Consider the following 21,824-nt stretch of genomic DNA (forward strand, 5'->3'; position numbering starts at 1 on the left):
ACCTTATTGATCTTCGGAGGATTATTACGAGCGTTGGACTGCAGCACGCCCTTCGATTGCCTTCGATTCTTGAAACACTCGCCGGATAGTTTCTGAGGCCGATCGAATCCGCTCCATCGGCGCATGACCGAAGAGGATTCGCACGGCATTATCTTGGCAACACCCAGCAGCTCGCGCAGCCCGGGAGTGGCTGCAAACGCCTGAAAAGGTGTGGCTAGGACTTCAGACCCGTTGCAGGCCAGGCTGTCGTCTACATTATCTTCGCGACGGTGGCCTGAGTGATGTTCGGAGTATCTCCAGGGAGCGATTGAGCGAGCAGCATCGATGCTGTGCCTGCGAACGGGGTGACCGTGTTCGCCACGCGGAAACTACGCCGCATACCAGGCATGCGCAATCTTCAAAAATTGCGTTCGGGCACAGATCCGGCGACTGTCCATGGCGACATTTCAACTGCAGGCATTAGGACACAATTGAATGTGCCAATACGCACAAAAAAACGGCCGCATCGCTTCCCGACGATGCGGCCGAATGGGAGGGTACCCGACATGATCGTCGGGTGTACTGCAGCGCCGAACGCATCGGCGACGGGAAGAACGCGCAATCACCACTTGGAGAGGGACGACAGAAGATCATGAGCGACACGCCGCAGGGGTGCGCCGTGTCGCACATCGCTACATCCGATCAGAACCGCAGGCGCACGCCGGCGTAGTAACGACGCTCGAAGATGTTCTGGTCGTAGTAGTGGTTGCTCCATTGCGCGTACCGGCGCTCGCTTTCACCAGTGAGGTTGGTAGCCTGGGCATACAACGTGAGATGGTCGTTGACGTCGTAGCTCAGCGACGCATCCAGGTAGCCCACGTCGTCGTTCCAGATGGCCAGCCTGTCGCCCCACGCGCCGCTATTGACCTGACTGAAGCGCTTGCTGCGCCAGTTGTAGGCAACGCGTGCCTGCAGCTTGTCCTTCTGATACCACAGCACCGCGTTGGCCTGATGCTTGGAGTTGTCGCCGATCGGCAGCGTGTTGCCCTCGATATCGGTATTGTCGGTGTCAGCGTCGGAGAAGGTGTAGTTGATGTTGGTGCCGAAGCCGCTGAGCCAGCCAGGCAGGAAATCGAAAGCCTGCTGATAGCCGATCTCGAAGCCCTTGATCTTGCCGCCGCCGCCGTTGACGATGCGCTCCACCGGCCCACCCAACCGCGCCACGCCGTCGGCATCGGGCTGCGGCTCGATGTTGGTGACGGTGGTGGGGAAGGACTTTACGTCGATCAGGAAGGCGCCAACGCTGATCAGCGAGGCATCGGCGAAGTACCATTCCCATGACGCGTTGTAGTTGGTGGCGCGGTACGGATCCAGATCCGGATTGCCAGAGCGTCCGTTGAGGAACAGCACCGCATCCGGCGGCAGTGCGGGGTTGCGCGGTGGCGTGCCGTTGACGGCATAGAAGCTCACCAGACCGCGGCCCAGATCGGGCAGATCCTGGCGGGCGACCGCCTTGTTGTAGGCAAATCGCAGCTTCTGCGCATCGGTGATGTCCAGCGACAGGTTGGCGCTGGGCAGCACGTCGGTGTACTGCCGATTCAAGCGATTGATGCCGATCGCGGGGCTGACGCCGTTCCATTCGACATTGCCGATGAACACGTTGCCACTGCTCAGATACTGATCGATCGCCAGCTTGGTCTGCACGATGCGCGCACCGATGTTCGCCGTCCACGGCAGGCGGCTGCCGATGCCGCCTTCCAGGTTGGCGAGGAAGTAGGCCGCGCTGCTCTTCTCAGTGACCTGATAGGAATCGGCGGCTTGCTGGTAGGCCACGTTGCCCGGATACAGGCTGTCGATGTAAGCGATCGGATCCTTCATCACCTGCGGATTGATCGCCGGCAGGCCCTGCGGCCCCAGGCCGGTGACCCTGAGCGGATCGAAATCGTTGAAGTACGCCCAATAGCCAGGAATGCCGTTGAACGGCAGCAGACGCGCTTCGGACACCCCGCTGCAGGTGTCGACGATCAGCGGATCCTTGAAGTAGTACAGCGAGCGGTTCGGATCGGCGCAGGTGGTCGACACCGGCGACAGGTAGCGATAGGTATCCAGTTTGAAATCGCGCTCTCCGTAGCGGAGGCCGAACTGGAAGCCGCGTACCACGCCCTCTTCGAACTCGAAGGTACCGTCGGCACGGAAGGCATCCATTTTTGCTTCGATCTTGTTGCCCTGGGCCCAGGTGGACATCAGCTGCCAGTTGTCCGGGTTGGACACATCGGTGTCGAGGTTGACCGCCGGATAGGTTCCGCGGAAGTCCACCGAAGCGTCCACCACCGGCAACCCGTTCGCATTGGCCCATTGGGTGACCCCACCGGCACGGGTGATGCGATCGCCGCGGGTCACCACGGCATCTGCGCGCGCTTCGTCGTAGGTGCGCTGCGCATCGCCATGCACCCAGCGGAACGAGGCGCGGAACGGGCCACCGTCGTCGTAGCGCAGTTCCAGGTTGGTATTGAGCGCATCCGAGTCGGCCACGCCGGCCATCGAGTGCGCCTGGAAGCGGTTGTAGCGGAACCGACCGTACTCGAGCACGCCATTGCGATCGACCACCGAGCCCGGCTGCAACTGGTTGGTGGACCAGCCGGTATGCACCTGCGCGGCCACCGACGTGTCCTGGTCTTCGAGCTTGGTGTAGGCGGCGTCGGCCAGCAGCGTCCAGGAATCGTTGATGTTGAACTGGAACGAGCCGTTGACGCCGGTCCGCTGACGATCGGTACTGCGGTTGCTCAGCTCGGTGGCCACCCAGTTGTAGAAGTAGTCGCGTGGCAGGTTGGAGGCGGAGGTGTTGCTGCCGATGCGCCCGTCGCCGTTGAAATCGAAACCCACGTTCTGTTCGGTAGATTTCTGCGCACCGTTGGAATACACGCTGGGATGCTTGTTCTCCAGCGTGGCATCGGAATAGGACACCGCCAACAGCGCGCCCCAGCGTTCGGTGCGGAAGCTGGCCAGGCCCGAATAGAGCTCGTTGAGCTCCTGCACGCGATCGCCATAGGAGCCTTCGGCCTGGCCGCTGAAGGTCCAGCCCTCGGGCAACTCGAACGGGCGGCGGGTCTTCAACGACACGGTGCCGCTGATACCGCCGTCCAGATCGGCGGCGGTCGGCGACTTGATCACATCCACGCCACTGAACAGCGTCGGCGGGATGTCGACGAAGTCCGGCTGCGCGCGACCGATGTTGGGCTGGCCGTACTGATCGCCGCCGCCGGCGCTCAGATACATTTCGCCGTTCATGGTGGTCTGTACCTGCGGCATGCCGCGGATGTTGAGTTGCGAGCCCTCGCCGGCCGAGCGCCGGATCTGCACGCCGGGCACGCGTTGCAGCGAATCGGTGATGGTGACGTCGGGCAGCTTGCCGATGTCTTCGGCCGAGATCGAGTCGATGATCTGCGCGGCGGTGCGTTTGTTCTCGATGGCCTCGGCCTGGGCGCCGCGCACGCCCTTGACCAGAATCTTGTCCAGATCGGTGACGCCAGCGGCGTTGCCAGCGTCCTGTGCGGCGGCGTGCGCGGCCGCCAGGGTGAGTGCGGCCGCCAGCGCGGCGGCCAACGGAGTGTGACGCGTACTACGATGCAGCTTGTTCATGGTCCCCTCCCAGGGATGACGACAATCCACGACCGTTTCGAATGGCAGCGCCAGAGCACTGCGGTATTGGCTGACACGCCGACCGGCGCGTCAGTGCGAACGCCGTGCATGCCACGGCGCGTCGGTTCGCAAACGCGGTTACGGAGGTCCGTTGCCCGCGTCTGTCGAAGATGCGATGTTCCAGCCACGCACCTGCAGCCTGGCACTGCGCAAGACTGCGGCCGCGGGGCCGCGGATCTCGATCTCGCGCTGTTCGCCGGGCACCAGGCTCAGATAGTTGTCGCTGTAGTAGGCCGGCAGGATGCGCTGACCTTGCGCATCCACCAGGGTCAACTTGGTGTTGAGGGCCACCTGCTGCGACGGGTTGCGGACAGTGGCGCGCAGCACAGCCTCGTTGCCCTGCTGCAATTGCGTGGTGAGCTGCAGCGGCACTTTTGCGAGCGCATCCAGCCCGCGCATCGCCACCGCATCGCGCGCTACCCAATAGAAGTTGCGCGAACGCACTATCGCGTCGCGATCGAGCAACTGCAGCCGCACAAAGCTCAACCCGTTGGTGTCCTTCAGCGATGGTGCCAACTGCAGCACTGGCGCCGACACTGCCACCGCAGCGGCGTCCAGCGCCTGTTCACGCTGTTGCAGCAGCTTGCCGTCACTGGCGTACACCTGCGCACGCACGCGCAATCCACGCGCCGGCGTGGCAGCGTTGTTGACCACGACCACTTCGTACCCCGGCAGATTCATCTGCACATGCAGGATCTCGGCTGCATTGCGCACGCCGTAATACGCGGCGTGGGTGTCGTAATCGTGGCTATACACCTGCCACATGTTGCTCGGCCACGCCGGGTGGCTCATCCACAGCAGGCGACCGCTGTTCTTGCTCCACAGTTGCGCGTTGAAGCCTTCGAAGATGGCGCGATGGGTTTCGTAATTGAGCAGCTGCGCCTTGCGCTCGAAATCCGCCAGGCCGGTCGGTGCGCCCAGCTTGTCGGTCAGCGTGCGCATGAAACTATTGGTATCGCCATTCCCGGACTGGTGCCAATCGTGGTAAGCCCAGGCGTCGCTGATTGGCCATTGGTCGCCAACCGCCGGCACCGAGGCCTTGAACGACTCCAGCGTGGAGAACGATGGCGTGCCCACTTCCACCGAGAAGCCCTGCGCCAGCTGGTTGAAGTAGGCCGCCGGCTCGCGATAGTTGTACGGCCCACTGCCCTGCAAATTGATCTCGTTGGAACTGCCGGTGTACCAGCGCGTGCCGTCGAGTTCGGCGACCAGCTTGTCCAGGCCTTCGTTGAGGATGGGGGCCGGCACGCCTTCGTTGCGCCCGAACCACAATACGATGGACGGATGATTGCGGAAGCGTTTGATCACCTCGGCCGCGTTGTCCAGGAACAACGCCGCGTCTGCCGGTTCCATATTGTAGTTCTGCGTGGACTGCCAGAAATCGTTGAGCACCAACATGCCGTATTCGTCGGCCAGCTCGAAGAAGCTTGATTCGGTGTTCTGCCCGACCCAGTTGCGCACCACATTGAAGTGCGCCTCGCGTTGCAGGCGGAAGTACGGCTCCAGCCGCTCACGCGACACGCGCTTGCGCCAATCGTCCATGCCCCAGTTACCGCCCTTCACCGCAATGCGTACACCGTTGATGCGGATGACCAGATGCGGGGCCAGCGTGGAATCGTCCAGCTGCTGAACTGCCGGCGAGCCCAGCGCACCGGGATACAGCGACTGCGCGTTGCCGCCGGGTACCGGCCGGATCGCGGCATGGCGTACATCGACGATACGTTCGCCACGCTGGCGGGCCTGGTTGAGATCGACCAGCACACGGCGCAATGCGCCATCGTCGTCGAATAACGACAGCTCGTAGGTCACCTCGCGAATACCGAAGCGCAGCTGCTGCGCATCCGAGCGCGCGCCTGCCACATCGACGCTGGTGTGCAATGTATACAGCGCAGGCTCGCCGTAGCCGTTGGGCCACCACAGCCGCGGGTTGACGAGGCGCAACTGCGGCGTATCGCCCGCAGTGAACTTCAGCGTACTGCCGCCCGCCGGCACCGTGACCTGGCGCTGGATGGTCACATCGCCGAAGGCCAACTGCACGCTGCCCTGCACTGCGGCCGGCGTGTCATTGCGCAGCGGCACGTTGATTTCCAGGTCGGCACGTTGATGATCCGGCGCCAAGCGCGCGGTCAGCACCTGGATGTCGCCAAGCGCGAGCGGGCCGCTGGCGTGCAACTGCACGTCCTGCCACAGACCGGCATTACGGTCGCGTACCGCGGGAATCCAGTCCCAACCCTCGCTGGCGATGAAGGTCGGCCCATCCAGGGCCTGCATGCCGCCGTTTTCGCCGACGCCTGCGCTCATCGATTGTTCGTGCGCAATGCCCGGATGCGGTGGCGGCGACACCCGCACCGCAATGACGTTGCGACCTGGCTTGAGCTGCGTGCTGACATCGAAACGACCGCGTGCGAATGCGCCGCGCGTGCGCCCGACCTGCACGCCGTTGACCCAGACTTCGCCGGCATAGTTGATGCCGTTGAACAGCAGTTCCAGACGCTTGCCTTGCGCGGCGGCAGGCAGATCGAAGCTGCTGCGGTACCACCAGTCCTGACGGCTCAGCGCTTCGGGTATGGCCATGTTGTTCAGACCGATATCCGGATCCGGATACACGCCACGGTCGACCAGGGTGGTGAGCACGGTGCCGGGCACGGTCGCCGCACGCCATGACGCATTGCCGGTGGTGTCATCGCGGCGCGACAGCGTGGCGCCGGTCGCTTGACCAAGCTCCGGTGCTGCGGCCAGTTGCCACGCACCCACACGCCAGGATGCGGCATCCAGCGATTGCAGCGCAGGCGCATCCGGTACTGGCTGTGCGACCGGCGCCGGGAACGCTGCGCTGCTGCGCGGCAACGTTGCAGCCGGCTGCGGCGCAAGCTGGCCGGCCATCTGCTTGACCTGCACGCGCCAGCCTGGCGATGCGTCTTCGAAGCGTTGCAGTGCCGGATCCGGCGCGTTTGCGGCAAGCCGTGCAATGGCCTGTGCATCCAGCGCGCCCGCCTGTGCGGTAAAGCCCGCGATATCGCCGCCGAAGTGTTGCGTATACGCCGCCGGCTGCTGGCGTGGACCGAAGACGAGCGTCGGCGCGATGGCGTTCCGCTGCACACGACCGCTGGCGACCTTGCGGCCATTGGCGTACAGGGTCAGGCGAGCGCCTTGGGCAACTGCGGCCACTTGCGTCCAGCTGTCTGCACGCAGGGTTTGCGTACTGCGCAGCACATTGTCGGCGCCCTGCGCAAAGCCGAGTGTGCCGCCATCGATCACGAAGTAGCGGCCTGTGCCTTGCGGATCGCCGATGCCTGCAATCAATGCAGGACCTGTGATCGACCGTGATGGGCGTACCCATCCAGAGACGCTCCAGTCCGCATCCGCGGACAACCACGGCGTCTGGGCGGGGAGCTTCTTGGTCAGCGCAACGCCACCGGCAAGTACGCGCACGTCATACGGACCGGGCGGATCGTCGGCAGGCGCTGCCTCCACTGCAGTCCAACCCATGCAAGCACACAACACCCACAGCGCTCCGCGGCGGAACGCCCTGCGAACCATCAGCATTAGAGGCCTCTCCCAAGCTCTACTGCCACACAACGGTGCACATCGCTTCGATGCAATCGGCAACCCGTCGTGCAGACGTTCTGCGTCATGACCTCCGTGATGCCGCCCGTGGCTGCCGCCCCTGTTTCAGCGGCCATGGTGCGAGGTAACGTTACCCCAGCTGGATATCGACAACAACCTTTCTGCGCTAGGGTTGGCAATCCCAGGAGGAGGGAATCATGCGAAACCTGATCCAGTCCGCAGTCCCCGCGGCATGCGCGTTGTTGTGTTTGATCGCTGCACCCGCTGCAGCACAGACCTTGCGCGTGCAATCGCCTGATGCACGCACGCAGGTGGAATTCACGCTACGCGCCGGTGGCGTGCCCAGCTATCGCGTGCTGTATCGCAACACGTTGGTGCTCGACGATGCGTCGCTCGGGCTGGATCTGGGCCGAGGCAACAAGCTCGGCCGTGACATGACGCTACAAAGCAGCACGACCGGACTGCACGACAGCCGCTTCACCTTGGCGGTCGGAAAGACGCGACAGGCACGCGACCATTATCGAGAACTGCGCGTGCAACTGGCCGATACGCAACATCGCAAGCTCAGCATCGAACTGCGTGCGTATGACGACGGCGTTGCGTTTCGTTACGTCCTGCCGGATGCGGGCCAGGTGCGCATTCGCGATGAACTCACCAGCTTCGCGTTTCCGCACGATTACCGCTGCTGGAACTTGAATCTGGGCCGTTTCGGAACCAGCCACGAGGGCGAATACGATGCAATCGCTGCATCCAGATTGCGCGCGCATCATTTGATCGAGTTACCGCTGGTGTGCCAGACCGACGCCAACGGCACCACGCTTGCGATCGGCGAGGCGAACCTGCGCGATTACGCCGGGTTGTATCTCACCGGTCGTTCCGATGGCGGTCTGGGCGTGTCGGCAAAACTGTCGCCGCGCCTGGACGACCCCACGGTGGCGGTCAACATCGATGCCAAGGGCCGCGATTTCGCCACGCCATGGCGGGTGATCATGCTGGCCGACAACCCCGCGAGCCTGATCGAATCCAACCTGATTTCCGCGCTGAATCCGCCGCCCGCCTTCGATGCGAGTTGGGTGCGCGCGGGCAAGTCGGCGTGGGATTGGTGGTCGGGCAGCCTGGCCGGCGGGGTGGCCAACCCGGGCATGAATACCGCCACCATCCAGCGCTATATCGATCACGCGCAGCAGTTGAAACTGCAATACATGCTGATCGACGACGGCTGGTACTACGGCAGCACCGGCGATGGCCAGTACAACGCCGATGCGGATATTCGCCGGCCCGTCGCGCAACTCGACCTGCCCGGCCTGGTGAACTACGCACGCAAGCGCGACGTAGGGCTATGGCTCTGGGCGCACTGGCGCGCGCTCGATGCGCACATGGACGAAGCGCTCACCTGGTATCAGCAACTGGGCATCAAGGGCATCAAGGTCGATTTCATGGACCGCGACGATCAGCAGATGGTGGACTTCTATCACCGCCTGCTGAGCAAGGCTGCCGAGCACAAGTTGTTGGTGGATCTGCACGGTGCGTATCACCCGACCGGGCTGACCCGCACTTATCCGAACTATCTCACCCAAGAGGGCGTGCTCGGCGCCGAGTACAACAAGTGGAGCGCACGCATCACCGCGACCCACAACCTCACCTTGCCGTTTACGCGCATGTTGCTCGGGCCGATGGATTACACCCCTGGCGGCTTCCGCAATGTCCGCCCGGCCGACTTCAAGCCACAGCACTTCGGGCCGCAGGTGATGACCACGCGCGCGCAGCAATTGGCGATGTACGTGGTCTACGAGAGTCCGTTTGCGGTGGTTGCCGACAGTCCCGAGCAATACGAAAACGTGCCTGCCGCGCAGTTCCTGCGTGATGTACCTGCAAGCTGGGACCAGACGCGTGCGCTGGATGGCGCCATCGGCGAGCACATCGCGCTGGCGCGGCGGCGTGGCAAGGACTGGTATGTGGGTGCGATGACCAACGAGCAGGCGCGCACGCTGACCCTGCCGCTCTCCTTCCTGGGCAAAGGCAGCTGGACCGCCACCATTTATACCGATGGAGAGACCCCGAGCGACGTACGCATCGACACACGCAGGCTCACACGTAACGACACGTTGCAGCTTGCGCTTGCTGCAGGCGGCGGCGCTGCAGTGAGGCTGCAAAAAAAGTAAGAGCAGCCATGCTGATAGTGAAGTGAACTGGCACACCTTTGCGCAATAGCAAGACGCCGTACGCAAAGGGGTGCATGACCATTGACATGGCATCCGCTTAGCGCATCACGCTTGCTTCGTGCCTGATGTCGCGCAATGCATCGTTGCCCATCCAGTTGTTTCTTGCACAGCTAGACTGCGCACGCCTTCAACGCAGGCATGCGCCCCGAACGGACCTCGGAATGCACCTGCGGACTGAAGCTGCTGTCCTGCATGGTACGCCGCGTGCAGGCAGTTTCATTCCGGCGCCAAGGGACAACACATGACCTTCCGTTCTCATCGGCCGATATCGATCAGCCACGCGATTGCTGCGCTTTGCGTTTTTGCACTGGCTCCCACAGCCGGCGCCGCCACGCTGCTATCGCCATCGATCTCGACGACCAGCGACCGCAGCATCGATACACTGATGCCACCCTTGCTTCGCACACCGGCCACCGTAAGCGTCGCACCCACCCAACGCGACGCGCTTGGCGCGTCGCTGGCTGCATCGCGGGCATTCCCGCAGGTCACGCGCGACTTCAAGGCGTTTCTGGATGCGCAGGCGCAGCTCAGTTACGCCACACGTGGTGCTGCGGCCAAGGTCAGCGACCCCACCGCCTTCGCCGAAATGCAGCGTTATCTGTTCAATCGTTACAACGGTCTGACCGTGCTGCGCAGCGTGCAACAGGACGGCAAGGTGTTCGATTGCATTCCAAGTGCGCAGCAACCTGCCTTGCGCGATGGCAGCACGCCGGCGGCACCACCCTCCCTCTCAAGTAACAAGGGTACGGTGGCGCCGGTCAACCTGGGTCAACGTTGCGACACCGGCAGCGTGCCGTTCGAACGCATCGGCTTGGCCGAGATGAGCAAGCATGCGAATCTGCGTAGCTTTCTACGCGGCACGACCCCGCGCGCGATCGCTCCCAGGCAGGCTGACGCCGTGCCGGCGGTGCAGGAAGCAGCGCCGGTAACGCATTACTACTCCAGCGTCTTTCTGGATACCGCCGGCACATCGGTCACAGGCGCCGGAGCCGACATCAATCTTTGGGCACCCACGTTACGCTCCACCAACGAGAAACAAACCATCAGTCAGATATGGATCGTTGGTGAAAGCGCAAGCGAGCAAGTGCAAACACTTGAAGTGGGCTGGGAGATCCAGCCAGACGCAGGCTGGGGCAACAAGCCCATCGTTTTCATGTATTCCACCCAGGACGGTTACGTCACTACAGGTTGTCATAATCTGGATTGCAGCGATTTCGTGCAGACCAGCACGCGACATGTCCTGGGCGCTCAGCCGGCCGCAGGATTCAGTATTGCAGGCGGCAAGCAGACCATGCTGGGTGTCGAATTCCAGAAGAATACCGACGGCAACTGGTGGCTGCGCCTGGACGGCGAATGGATCGGTTACTACAAGGCATCACTGTATTCGGGCGATCTCGCCAATGGACGCGTTGCGTACGTGAGCGCGGGCGGCGAAGTCTCGACCAACAGCGGTGTAGCCAGCACACGCATGGGGAGCGGTCAGTTCGCAGCGGCCGGCTATCGCCAGGCCGCATTCCAGGCCAACCACTTCTACCGCGATGCGGCGATGGTCACCCACCCCGTGCAGCGCCTGTCGTCGCTGAGCGTGGAGCATCCGTCCTGCTACACGCTGGCGATTGCCGGTTACAGCTATCCGTATGCCTTGGATGCCGGCGTCACCCGCACCGGCTTGTCGCCGGAAATGCAGAATGGTGGTTTCTATTTCGGTGGGCCAGGCTGCGAACGCTGAATCGAGTTGCGTTGGGTCGATCGCGCGCACCGTTGCGCGCGCGCGATCGATTAGGGCAACTCCACGCCTGCACACACCGCCGGACGCGCATCCCTGATGGGTTGCACGCCACGTGCATCGAACTGCAGCCCTGCATGCGCCGGCGTGAATGCCGGCCAGGCCGGCAGGCCCTTGGCATTCGGATTGCCATGCTGCACGAACGCAGCCCAATAACGCTGCAGGGACACCGGCGGTTGGCCGATCGGCAGGTTCTTGAACAGGAACGGCAACTCTGCGCTATGCGTCACCTGCCCACCGGGCACGGCGGTATCGAACACGTAATGCCATACCGGCACGCCCAGCGTAGCCTGGCGTTGCGCCACGGTCACCGCCGGGCAGCGGAAGGTGAGATCGGTGGACAATTGCATGGATGCATTGCCTTGCCGTTCGGCGCGCTGCGCGACAACGGCGCGATGCGTTTGCAGGATGGCGCTCGCGTGGTCGGGATAGTCGCGGCGCACCCGCTTCTCGGCGCCTTCCTCGCCGCCATAGCGCAGTTCCTGCACCACGTAACCGATCAACAGCGGCACCTTTGCCTGCGCGCCGGCAGCGAGCATCTGCGCCGGCGCACGCGGCAGCACACGCCCGTCGACCACCGCCTGCAACCAGATATAGCCGTCGTCATCCAAGGCCGGCACATCCACGCCCTGCGCGGCCTTGAGCAGTTGGTCGACCGGCAACGCGCGTAGTTGCGTCAGGCGCGTGGCCGAATCATCGATGCCGGCACGTTTGGCAATGCTCACGCCCAGCGCGCGATTGTCTTCCAGGCTGCGCGCCGGCAGGCCGAAGCCGGCAGTGCCGCTCTGTTCGATGGCTGCCGAGAACAGGCCGCGTGCGAGCGGGCTGAGCATCAGCAAGCCCACGTCCTGGCCGCCGGCCGACTGCCCGGCAATCGTGACTCGCGCGGGGTCGCCGCCGAACTGCGCGATGTTGTCGCGCACCCATTGCAGCGCGGCGATCTGATCGAGCAAGGCGTAATTGCCGGCAGCGTCGTTGTCGCCATCGGCCAGCTCCGGCAACGACAGGAACCCCAGCGCGCCCAGCCGGTATTGCAGCGTCACCACCAGCATGCCCTGCGCCACCAGGTTGGTGGGCAGATGTCCATCGGCGCCGCCCGCCACGTTCGCGCCACCGTGGATCCACACGAACACCGGCAGCGGCTTGGACGGATGCAGCTGCGGTGTCTGCACTTCGACATAGAGGCAATCTTCGGTGCCGCGCCTGGCCATGGCGTTGTTCCAGCCCAGCGCCGGCTGCACGCACGGCGTGGCGGCCTGAGTGGCGTCGCGCACCTGGGTCCATGCGGCGACCGGTTGCGGCGGGCGCCAGCGCAGCGCACCCAATGGCGGCGCAGCGAAGGGGATCGCGCGGAAGACCGCACTGCCATCGTCCTGCCATTGGCCACGCACCGCACCATGATCGGTACGCACCTCGGGTGGTGCCGCCGTCGTGGTGGCAGACGCGTTTGCACTGAAGAAGCAACCGGTCGCAAGCAACAACGCAGAAAAACGCAACATCAGTGTTCTCCGGTGAGCATGCGCGCGTGCCAGGCGGCCTGGAAGACCGCGGTGGCCGAGGCAACGTTGAGACTTTCCACCTTGCCGCTGCCGCGGATCGACAACTGCAGATCGCAATCGCGCGCAAATGCGCGGTCCATACCGTCGCTTTCTGCGCCCATCACGTATACCAGGCGTTGCGGCAACGCGGCGGCGAAGACATCCTGGCCACCGTCGACCAGTGTGGCAGCAATCGCAAAACCGGCCTGACGCAGCTGCGCCAACGCCGTTGCGGTGTCGGGCAATTGCACCAGCGGTACCGCTTCGGCGCCGCCTTCGGCCACGCGTGCGGCCGCGCCCGACAGGCCCAGCGTGGAGCCGGCCGGCAGCAACAGACCGGCCACGCCGAAGTGCGCCGACGAGCGCAAGATCGCCCCGAAGTTATGCGGGTTGCCCACCCCGTCCAGCCATAGCGCCAGCACCGGGCCCTGCGGCAACGCGGCCAGCCATTCCTGCAAGGGGTGCGGGGTGACGCGCAGCACCTCGGCCACCACTCCCTCATGGTGCGCACTGGCAGCGAGCTTGCTCAGATCGGCCTCTTCCACCACGCGATAACCGATGCGCTGGGTCACGCACCAGGCCAGCAGCGCCTTGAATTGCGGAATGCGCGCCTCGCTCAGGTACAGCTTGCGCAGCGCTTCCGGGCGCGTCTTGAACACGGCCTGGACGGCATTGATGCCGTATAGCCGCACCTCACGCGCGTTGCCGCTCGCTGCAGCGGCAGATGGCGTGGCGGCTGGAGCGTGCTGCGCTGGAGCACGGGGTGCGGCGCTGCGCGGCGCCGGTGTGCGCGGCGCAGCGCGGCCCCACGGATTGTGCGAGGGGCCGGAGCCGCCATCGCGTGGCGGCCGTCCGCCGCGTCCATCATGCTGTGTCATTGTCGGATCCAGAAGTTCGTGTTGCTTGCAGTGCCAAACGGCTGTTTCCGGCCGTTTCGCCGTATGCGTGTCGATCGTGTTGCAGCACCCGCAGGGCCGCCGCCGCACAAGCAGTGACGACGATGGTAAGCCACTGGCGCGATGGTCCGTCTACGGCGGCCGGGCCGAAGCCTGTCGAACCTCGTGCCGTCCTGCCGGGGCGAGGTTGAAGTGACCGACTGCGCGCAGCATCTGCGAGGCGGCTATTTCACGTTCCGCAGCTCGCACTCATGGGCGTGCAATCACGCAGGGGCGGATGCGCAGACGGGCACGCAAACCGCAGCGGGTGGATTCACCCGCGCGAACACACGCAGATCGTGCAGCCCCTCCGGCTTGAGCAGCGCACAGCGGCTGACGCCTTCTTCGACGAAGCCATTGCGCAGCAACACCGTGGCCGATGCAGGATTGGTATCGAGCACGGTGGCCTGCACGCGATACAGCGGCAGGGTCTGCATCGCCCAGGCGACATACGTGCCCACGATACGTGTCATCCAGCCGCGGCCCCAGTACGTGCGACCGATCCAATACCCCAGTTCGGCCGAGTAGCGACGTTCGCCCTGCCCTGGGCGTACGGCGATCGAGCCGCAGGCCTGGCCATCGATCTCGATGGCCAGCACCGGGTCCCGCAAATCGACAACCCTGCCCGCCAGGAACGCTTCGCCGTCGGCACGGGTATATGGGTGAGGGAATCGCTCGCTCAATCCGCGCGGCACCAGCGGGTCGTTGGCATGCCGCAGCAAGGCACCCAGGTCGTCCGGGCGCCAGCGGCGCAGCACGAAGCCTTCCCCGTGCACGATCAGCGACTCGTCCATTGCGGTGGTCATGGCATGCGCAGCAGCGACTCCCACGATACTGCGCACACTGGCCGCACGCCGCAACTCAGCGCTGGGCGGTTTGCGCCTGTTTCAACGCAGCGCACAGGCGGATGGTCTCGCCGGTCTGGGCCAGGCCACGGTCGGCGCCACTGAGCTTGGCCAGGCGCGGCTTGAAGAACGCATCCAGGCGATCGGCCTCCTCCACGCTGCAGCCACCGGATGCACCCAGCGCCGGCAACCCGCCGCCATCGAACGAGCCACTGCGTTGCACGATGCGGTCGAAGTTGGCGGTGAACCAGGCCCACATCGAATCATGCGAACGCTCGTCGCTGTGCCCGCGCATCAGCAGGCTCTTCATCTCGCCCACCTTGATCGCATCGGTCAACGCAAAATCGCGCCCCTGCTTCAGCAGCGCCGGGTCCTGCACTGCACCCAGTGCGGCGATCATGGCGTTGCGCTGGGCCGGGTCGGCATGCGTGCGCAGTGCATCGATCAGCGCCTGCACTGCCGGCGCGCCGCGTTCCTGGGCAGTCACGGCCAGTACGGTGCCGAGCAGGTCCGGGTTGGCGGCGGAGAAATCCAGCGCACCCTTGCCGCCGGCCAGCACCGCATCGCCTTGCGCCAGCAGGGCCTTGCGTACCTCAGCGTTCTGCAGACGCAAGGCGAACACACTGGCCAGCGACGTGCGCAGCGCAGTGTCGTCGATCGACTCACCGCTGCGCCGTGCGTAACCCAGCGCACGCAGACGCGGCAGATACGCCTGTTCGGCAGCCTTGCGCAATGCGCCGCGCTGCGCCTCGGTGGTGGCCTGGTAACGCCAGATCCACCCGAAACGGTCCAGCAGCGCGGTGGACACATCTGCCGATGCCGACGGCGCCAGCTGCGCGAGCGCCGCCAGCACGGCCGCGTTGTCGGCATCGCCGTGACGGTACGCCGCATTGATCGCATCGGCGTAGGCGAGCTGCTCGTTATCGTCCAGCTGGCCGACCTGCTTGCCCAGCGCCGCCAATTGCTTCTTGGGCAGCGAGAAGCGGTAATAGCCGGCGCCACGCGCATTCGGGAACACCCAGGTGTTCTTGCCGGCGCCTTCCAGCACGATGCTGCCGCTGCCGTCTTCAAGCAACTGGCAGGCGGTACCGACCTGGTTCTTGCCCTTGCCGTACTTCACGCACACCGGCACGCCCCATTGCTGCGCGGCAGACCCGGTGGACCCCAGCGGCAGGTAGCGCTGCTGCTGCAGTTTGACCACGGTCTTGCCGCCTTCGCGCGCCACCTGGGTCTGCAGATACGGCACGCCCGGCTGGTTGAGGAAGCTGCGGAATGCGGCCTTGAAATCATCGCCCTTGCCGGCCGCTTCTGCGACCGCATCGACCAGGTCGTCGGCAGTCGCGTTCCCGAACTTGTGCTTGGCGATATAGGCGCGCATGCCCTCGCGGAACACGTCTTCGCCGACGAAGGCTTCGAACATCGCCAGCACCGCCGCGCCCTTCTGGTAGGTGATGCCATCGAAGGCGGTTTCGATATCGCCATTGCCGGTGATCGGCTGGCGAATCTTGCGTGCGCTCACCAGGCTGTCGTTCTCCATCGCATGCTGCGCACCGCCGATACGGTCCAGATTGGCGTGGTATTCCGGATGCAGTTGCATGGTGATCTTCTGCTGCATCCAGGTGGCGAACGCTTCGTTGAGCCACAGGTCGTCCCACCACGCCATGGTCACGGTGTCGCCGGTCCACTGATGCGCCAGTTCGTGCGCATTGACGTTGAAGGAGCGCTGCACGTTCTCGGCCGGCGAATCCTTGTCCAGCAACAGCAGCCAATCGCGGAAGGTCACAAACCCAGGGTTTTCCATCGCGCCGGCGCTGAAGTCCGGCGCAGCGACCAGATCGAGCTTGTCGAACGGGTAGCCGAAGGCGTAGTAGTCCTCCAGCGCGGCGATGATGGCCGGGGTCTGGTCCAGCGCAGGGGTGATGCGCGGGCCCTGGCCCTTGGCGGCAATGCCGCGCAATGGCGTGGCGTTCGGACGCTGCGGGGTGGCCGGCATCGGTGCCACATCCACCACGTCCCATGGGCCGGCGGCGTAGGCGACCAGGTAGGTCGGCAGCGGCACGGTCGGGGCGAAGGTCACCGTCTTCCAGCCCTTGCCGGCCGGCTTGGTCGAGGTCGCGATGGTGTTGGCCAGCGCCTGGTCATCGCTGGGCACGGTCAGGCTGATGTCGAACGGCGTCTTGAACGCCGGCTCGTCGAAGCCCGGGAACGCGTAGCGCGCACTGATCGGCTCCATCTGCGTCATCGCATACGCCTTGCCCTGGTATTTCACCTGGTACAGGCCCTGCAGCTGCTGGTTGAGCGGCGCGCTGTAGGCGATCTCCACGGTAAGCGTCTGCGGCGAGAGCGTGCGGCCGAAGTCCAGCCGCGCCACGCCGGCTTGCGCATCGGCTTCCACGTAGCGTGCCGTCAGCGCCTTGCCCTTGCCGGGCTTGGCGGTGACCTTGCCGACCTTCAACTCCTTGCCGTGCAACCAAAGATGGTCGGACGCCTGCTTGAGCTGCACGCGAATGGTGGTGCGGCCGCTGAATTGGGCCTGCTCCGGGTCGATCTTGAGCGCGAGGCTGTAGCGCTCCGGTACTGCCCAGCTCGGCAGACGACCATTGGGAACCGGCTCGGCGGACGACTGTGCCAGCACGTTGCCGCAGCACAACGCGAGAAGAGAAGGAGCAAGCAGGCAGGCAAGACGACGCATCGACAACTCCGGGGATGGCAATCGTCGAAGTGCACCATATTCATCCATGCCTGTCATGGGCCATTGGTTGGCGACCGGCTCGCACTCACGCCGCGCAGCGCCCATAACACCGGCCACAACGCGCGCCCTTCTGGGCTGGGCACCGTTATGAGGTTCGCAGCGCCAGCCTACCGTGGACAACCATACGAGACGCATTGCAGCGCGCGGCATCGCTGCCGCATGCAACGAATTGCGCGGCGCAGACGCCGGCCGCTCAGATGGACGAATGCACACGCCGGCCCGGCGCATCGATGACCTGACGCCATCCTCCGCATCAACGAATGCCGGCAGCCGTAGCGCTGCCGGCTTCGTTCACGCATGCCCACCCACCGACGGCGTCTGCGCTTCCAGGGTTTCCAACTGGCGTGCCACCGCTTCGGGCGACTTGGTAAACGGCGCGATCAGGCTATAGAACGCCGGCACCACGTACAGCGACAACAACGTGGACAGCGAGACGCCGAAGATCACCACAACGCCGATGGTGGCGCGGCTGGCCGAGCCGGGTCCGCCGGCCACCACCAGCGGAATCGCGCCGACCACCGTCGCAATCGAGGTCATCAGGATCGGGCGCAAACGCACCGATGCCGACTCCACGATGGCCGCATGCACACTGCGCCCCTCATCGCGCAACTGGTTGGCGAATTCCACGATCAGGATGCCGTTCTTGGCCGCCAGGCCCACCAGCATCACGATGCCGATCTGACTGAACAGGTTGAGCGTGCCGCCGGTCAGCCATAGCCCTACCAGCGCGCCCAGCACCGCCAACGGCACCGTGAGCATGATCACCAACGGGTGCGCGAAGCTTTCGAACTGCGCGGCCAGCACCAGATACACTACCAGCAGCGCCATGCCGAAGGTCAGCAACACCGCACTGCCCGATTGCTGGTACTCGCGCGATTCGCCTTTCCAGTCCACCTGCGCATATTCGGGAAGCTCTTCCTGCGCGGCCTGCTGCGCCCAGGCAATGGCATCGCCAAGCGGATAACCCGGTGCCAGGCCGGCGGTGATCGTGATCGCGCGCAGGCGATTGAAGCGGTTCAAGGTGCCGGCTTCGGCCACTTCGCTCAAGGTCACCAGGTTGGAGAGCGGGATCAGCTCGCCACGGTTGGAACGCACGCGAATGGCAGTGAGGTCTTCCGGCGACATGCGGCCCTCGCGCCCAGCCTGCAGCATCACGTCGTATTCCTCGCCGTTGTCGACGAAGGTGGTGACGCGGCGCGAGCCCATCAGCGCTTCCAGCGCGCCGCCAATGGCAGTGACCGGCACGCCCAGATCGGCTGCGCGCAGGCGGTCGATATTGACGCGCATCTGCGGGCGGGTTTCCTTGTAATCCGAGTCAGGGCCGACCAAGCCGGGGTTGGCTTCCATGCGCTGCAGGATGCGATCGCGCCACTGCGCGATCTCCGCGTAATCCGGCCCGCCCAGCACCAACTGAAACGGCTGGCCGCGGCTACGCACCAACCCGCCGCTCACCTGCGTGCGCGCACGCACGCCGCTGAGCACGTTGAGTTTCTGCTGCACCTCATCGGCCACTTCGGTGGTCGGGCGGGTGCGCTTTTCCCAATCCTGCAAGAACACGCTGACCCGGCCGGTGTGCATTTCCTCGCTGCTGCCAAAGCCGCCGGGCACGCGCGGGTTGGCGCGCACGATGGGTTTGTCCGGCCCCACGTAGGGGCGCAGGATGTCTTCCACCTGATGCATCTGCCCCACCGTGTAATCGAAGCCGGCACCTTCCGGTCCGTCGATCATGATCTGGAAATTGCCGCGGTCTTCGGCCGGCGCCAGTTCGGAGGGAATGCGGCCCATCAGCCATGCGCTGGCGCCCAGCGCCAACAGCATCAGCAGCGCAAAGATCCAGGTGCGGTGCACATGCCGCTCCAGCGAGCGCCCATACGCACCGGACACCGCCTGCATGCGCCCATCGAACCAGTGGTGGAAGCGATTGGGCTTGGCCTGCCCATGCGCGCGCAACAACTTGGACGACATCATCGGCGTCAGCGTCAGCGCCACGAAGGCCGAGATCGCCACTGCCGCCGCCAGCGCCACCGCCAACTCGCGGAACAGCCGCCCGGTATTGCCTTCCAGAAAACCGACCGGCAGAAACACCGCCACCAGCACGGCCGTGGTCGCAATCACGGCGAACGCCACCTGCCCGGTGCCGCGCTTGGCGGCTACCAGCGGCGGTTCGCCCAGATCGATCCGGCGCTGGATGTTTTCCACCACCACGATGGCGTCGTCCACCACCAAGCCGATACACAACACCAAGGCCAGCAGGGTAAGCAGGTTGATCGAAAAATCGAAGGCGTATAGCGCAATGAAGGCGGCAATCAAACACACCGGCACCGTCACCGCAGGAATCAGCGCGGCGCGCGCGCTGCCCAGAAACACCCAGATCACCACCAGCACCAGCACCACCGCTTCCACCAGCGTGTGATACACGCGCTCCACCGCCGCATCGATGAAGGTGGTGGTATCGAAGGCAACGAAGATGTTGGTGCCCTTCGGTAGCGACTTCTGCACTTCTTCGGCTTGCGCGCGCGCTTCGCGCGCCACGTCCAGCGCATTGGCGGTGGAGTTGCGCACGATGCCCAGCCCCACGTTGGGCACGCCATTGCTCTGGAAATAGGCGCGCCGCTCGGCCGAGGTCAGCTCCACCCTGGCCACATCGCCCAGCCGTACCACGTAACCGCCCTCGCCCTTGTTCAACGGCAACTTGGCGAAGTCTTCGGGCTTGAGATAACTGCGCTCCACGCGCAAGGTGAAATCGCGCTGCGCCGATTCGATGCTGCCGGCCGGCAACTCCACGTTTTCATTTTGCAGCGCCGCTTCCACATCGGCCACGGTGAGCTCGCGTGCGGCCAGCTGGTCGCGGTCCAGCCAGATGCGCATCGCATAGCGCTGGCGCCCGCCGATCCGTACCTGCGCCACGCCGTCCAGGCTGGAAAAACGATCCACCACGTAGCGCTCGGCGTAGTCGGACAGCTGCAGCGTGTCCATCGTGCTGGAGCTCATGTTGAGCCACAGGATGGGGTCGGCGTCGGCTTCGACCTTGGAAATCTCCGGTGGGCGCGCCTGGTCGGGCATGCGGTCGGACACGCGGCTGACCGCGTCGCGCACATCGTTGGCGGCCGCCTCCACATCGCGCGATTGCACGAATTCGATGCTGATATCGGACGAGCCATTGCGGCTGCGCGCCTCGATGGTGGAGATGCCCTCGATGCCGGCCAGCGCGTCTTCCAGCACCTGGGTGATGCGGCTTTCCACCACTGCCGCCGAGGCGCCGGTGTATTCCACATCCACCGACACGATGGGCGGATCGATGGCCGGCAATTCGCGCAGCGTAAGGCGGGTGAACGACATCACCCCCAACACGATCAGCAGCAAACTCATCACCACCGCCATCACCGGGCGGGTGATCGACAGGTCGGAGAGTTTCATTGTGCGGCCGCCTGCGGGCGGGGTGCTGCGGGTGGCGCCTGATCGGCAACCTTCACGCCCGGGCGCAGCTTGCCGGTGCCATCCACCACGATGCGCTCACCGGCCCTGACGCCTTCGAGAATTTCCACCTTGCCATCGCGGCGCTCGCCCAGCCGTACATCGGCGCGCTCCACGGTGCTGTCGGGCTTGACCCGGAACACATACGATTCGCGCCCCACCTGCACCACCGCAATTTCCGGGATCACCAGCGCCTGCCGCGCCGGCTGGAACAACCGCACATCCAGCAACATGCCCGGGCGCAGCCGGCGATCGTCGTTGGGAAAGTCAGCACGCACCGTCACCGAGCGCGTGGTTTCGTCGATCCGCGAATCGATGGTCACCACTTCGCCCTGGAACTGCGCGCCCGGATACGCCGCCGCGCTGCCGCTCACGGCATTACCGAGTTGCACCAGGCCGAACTGCGATTCCGGCACCTGGAAATCCACGTACATACGCGCCACATCGTCCAGCGTGGCGATCACCGTGCTGGAGGTGATCAGCGAACCAGGACTGATCTGGCGGATGCCCAGCACGCCGGAAAACGGCGCACGCACTTCGCGGTCGGTGATTTCCGCGCGCATCTGCTGCACGCGCGCCTGCGCGGCATCGCGTAAGGCGCGTTGCGTGTCCACGGTGGATTTGGCCACCAGTTGCTGGCCAACCAGACTCAACTGGCGGCGGTACAACTGGTCGGTTTCTTCGAAGGTGGCCTGTGCGGCAGTCAACGCCGCCTGCTGCGAATTGCCGCGCAGACGCAGCAGCAATTGCCCGGCCTTGACCTCGTCGCCGCTGTCGAAATACACCTTTTCCACCACATCGCTGACTGCAGCGGTGAGCGCCACCGATTCGCGCGCGCGCACGGTAGCGATCGACTGCACGGTCGAGTTCCAGGATTGGGTGGCCACCGCCTGCACAGAGACCGGAATGGGTTTGGCAGCGGCCGGCGTGCTGGCCTGACGGCTACAACCGACCAGCACAACGGCCAACAAGAGCGCGGCGCAAACGCGCGCGCTGGGCAGAACAAGCATCAGAACATCCTGGCGGG

Annotated in this window: 10 protein-coding genes; 2 read left to right on the forward strand and 8 right to left on the reverse strand. The window is 64.7% G+C overall.

What is annotated here, in order from left to right:
- Positions 1-681 precede the first annotated feature (681 nt).
- Both EO156_RS17815 and EO156_RS17820 read right to left on the reverse strand, forming a co-directional pair.
- On the reverse strand, positions 682-3,618 hold the full coding sequence (locus EO156_RS17815) for a TonB-dependent receptor (RefSeq protein WP_016851132.1): 2,937 nt from the start codon (positions 3,616-3,618) through the stop codon (positions 682-684).
- Positions 3,619-3,756: 138 nt separating this feature from the next.
- Entirely contained in the window at positions 3,757-7,224 is a 3,468-nt protein-coding gene (locus tag EO156_RS17820; RefSeq protein ID WP_016851131.1) for a glycoside hydrolase family 2, read from the reverse strand.
- 218 nt (positions 7,225-7,442) lie between these two features.
- On the opposite strand from EO156_RS17820, the gene EO156_RS17825 reads away from it, so the two are divergent.
- Positions 7,443-9,407 (forward strand): glycoside hydrolase family 97 protein, encoded by a 1,965-nt coding sequence (locus tag EO156_RS17825; RefSeq protein WP_016851130.1) that lies wholly within the window; start codon positions 7,443-7,445, stop codon positions 9,405-9,407.
- A gap of 445 nt (positions 9,408-9,852) precedes the next feature.
- Positions 9,853-11,196, forward strand: coding sequence for a neprosin family prolyl endopeptidase (locus tag EO156_RS17830; protein WP_126936765.1), 1,344 nt, complete (start codon positions 9,853-9,855; stop codon positions 11,194-11,196).
- A gap of 50 nt (positions 11,197-11,246) precedes the next feature.
- Here EO156_RS17830 and EO156_RS17835 read toward each other — a convergent pair whose 3' ends face one another.
- The 6 genes from EO156_RS17835 to EO156_RS17860 form a co-directional block, all read right to left on the reverse strand.
- Entirely contained in the window at positions 11,247-12,752 is a 1,506-nt protein-coding gene (locus EO156_RS17835) for a carboxylesterase family protein (protein WP_016851127.1), read from the reverse strand.
- Positions 12,752-13,669 (reverse strand): TrmH family RNA methyltransferase, encoded by a 918-nt coding sequence (locus tag EO156_RS17840; RefSeq protein ID WP_011052188.1) that lies wholly within the window; start codon positions 13,667-13,669, stop codon positions 12,752-12,754. Before EO156_RS17840 ends, EO156_RS17835 begins: the two co-directional genes overlap by 1 nt.
- 281 nt (positions 13,670-13,950) lie before the next feature.
- The gene (locus EO156_RS17845; RefSeq protein ID WP_033482985.1) at positions 13,951-14,520 is read right to left on the reverse strand and encodes a GNAT family N-acetyltransferase; all 570 of its coding nucleotides are present in this window, start codon (positions 14,518-14,520) and stop codon (positions 13,951-13,953) included.
- 67 nt (positions 14,521-14,587) lie between these two features.
- Positions 14,588-17,263 carry a M1 family metallopeptidase gene (locus EO156_RS17850; protein ID WP_016850330.1) on the reverse strand — a complete coding sequence of 892 codons (2,676 nt, stop codon included), beginning with the start codon at positions 17,261-17,263 and terminating at the stop codon, positions 14,588-14,590.
- A gap of 351 nt (positions 17,264-17,614) precedes the next feature.
- Positions 17,615-20,740 (reverse strand): efflux RND transporter permease subunit, encoded by a 3,126-nt coding sequence (locus tag EO156_RS17855; protein ID WP_003487222.1) that lies wholly within the window; start codon positions 20,738-20,740, stop codon positions 17,615-17,617.
- Positions 20,737-21,807, reverse strand: a complete 1,071-nt coding sequence (locus EO156_RS17860; protein ID WP_016850329.1) for an efflux RND transporter periplasmic adaptor subunit — start codon at positions 21,805-21,807, stop codon at positions 20,737-20,739. Before EO156_RS17860 ends, EO156_RS17855 begins: the two co-directional genes overlap by 4 nt.
- Positions 21,808-21,824: the final 17 nt, after the last annotated feature.

Source organism: Xanthomonas sp. DAR33341 (genome assembly GCF_003992815.1).
Taxonomy (GTDB): Bacteria; Pseudomonadota; Gammaproteobacteria; order Xanthomonadales; family Xanthomonadaceae; genus Xanthomonas; species Xanthomonas cissicola.

Bases quoted from the DNA above. Each gene is read 5' to 3' on its own strand.
- EO156_RS17815 (WP_016851132.1), bottom strand. From the start codon at position 3,618: ATGAACAAGCTGCATCGTAGTACGCGTCACACTCCGTTGGCCGCCGCG.
- EO156_RS17820 (WP_016851131.1), bottom strand. From the start codon at position 7,224: ATGCTGATGGTTCGCAGGGCGTTCCGCCGCGGAGCGCTGTGGGTGTTG.
- EO156_RS17825 (WP_016851130.1), top strand. From the start codon at position 7,443: ATGCGAAACCTGATCCAGTCCGCAGTCCCCGCGGCATGCGCGTTGTTG.
- EO156_RS17830 (WP_126936765.1), top strand. From the start codon at position 9,853: ATGCCACCCTTGCTTCGCACACCGGCCACCGTAAGCGTCGCACCCACC.
- EO156_RS17835 (WP_016851127.1), bottom strand. From the start codon at position 12,752: ATGTTGCGTTTTTCTGCGTTGTTGCTTGCGACCGGTTGCTTCTTCAGT.
- EO156_RS17840 (WP_011052188.1), bottom strand. From the start codon at position 13,669: ATGACACAGCATGATGGACGCGGCGGACGGCCGCCACGCGATGGCGGC.
- EO156_RS17845 (WP_033482985.1), bottom strand. From the start codon at position 14,520: ATGGACGAGTCGCTGATCGTGCACGGGGAAGGCTTCGTGCTGCGCCGC.
- EO156_RS17850 (WP_016850330.1), bottom strand. From the start codon at position 17,263: ATGCGTCGTCTTGCCTGCCTGCTTGCTCCTTCTCTTCTCGCGTTGTGC.
- EO156_RS17855 (WP_003487222.1), bottom strand. From the start codon at position 20,740: ATGAAACTCTCCGACCTGTCGATCACCCGCCCGGTGATGGCGGTGGTG.
- EO156_RS17860 (WP_016850329.1), bottom strand. From the start codon at position 21,807: ATGCTTGTTCTGCCCAGCGCGCGCGTTTGCGCCGCGCTCTTGTTGGCC.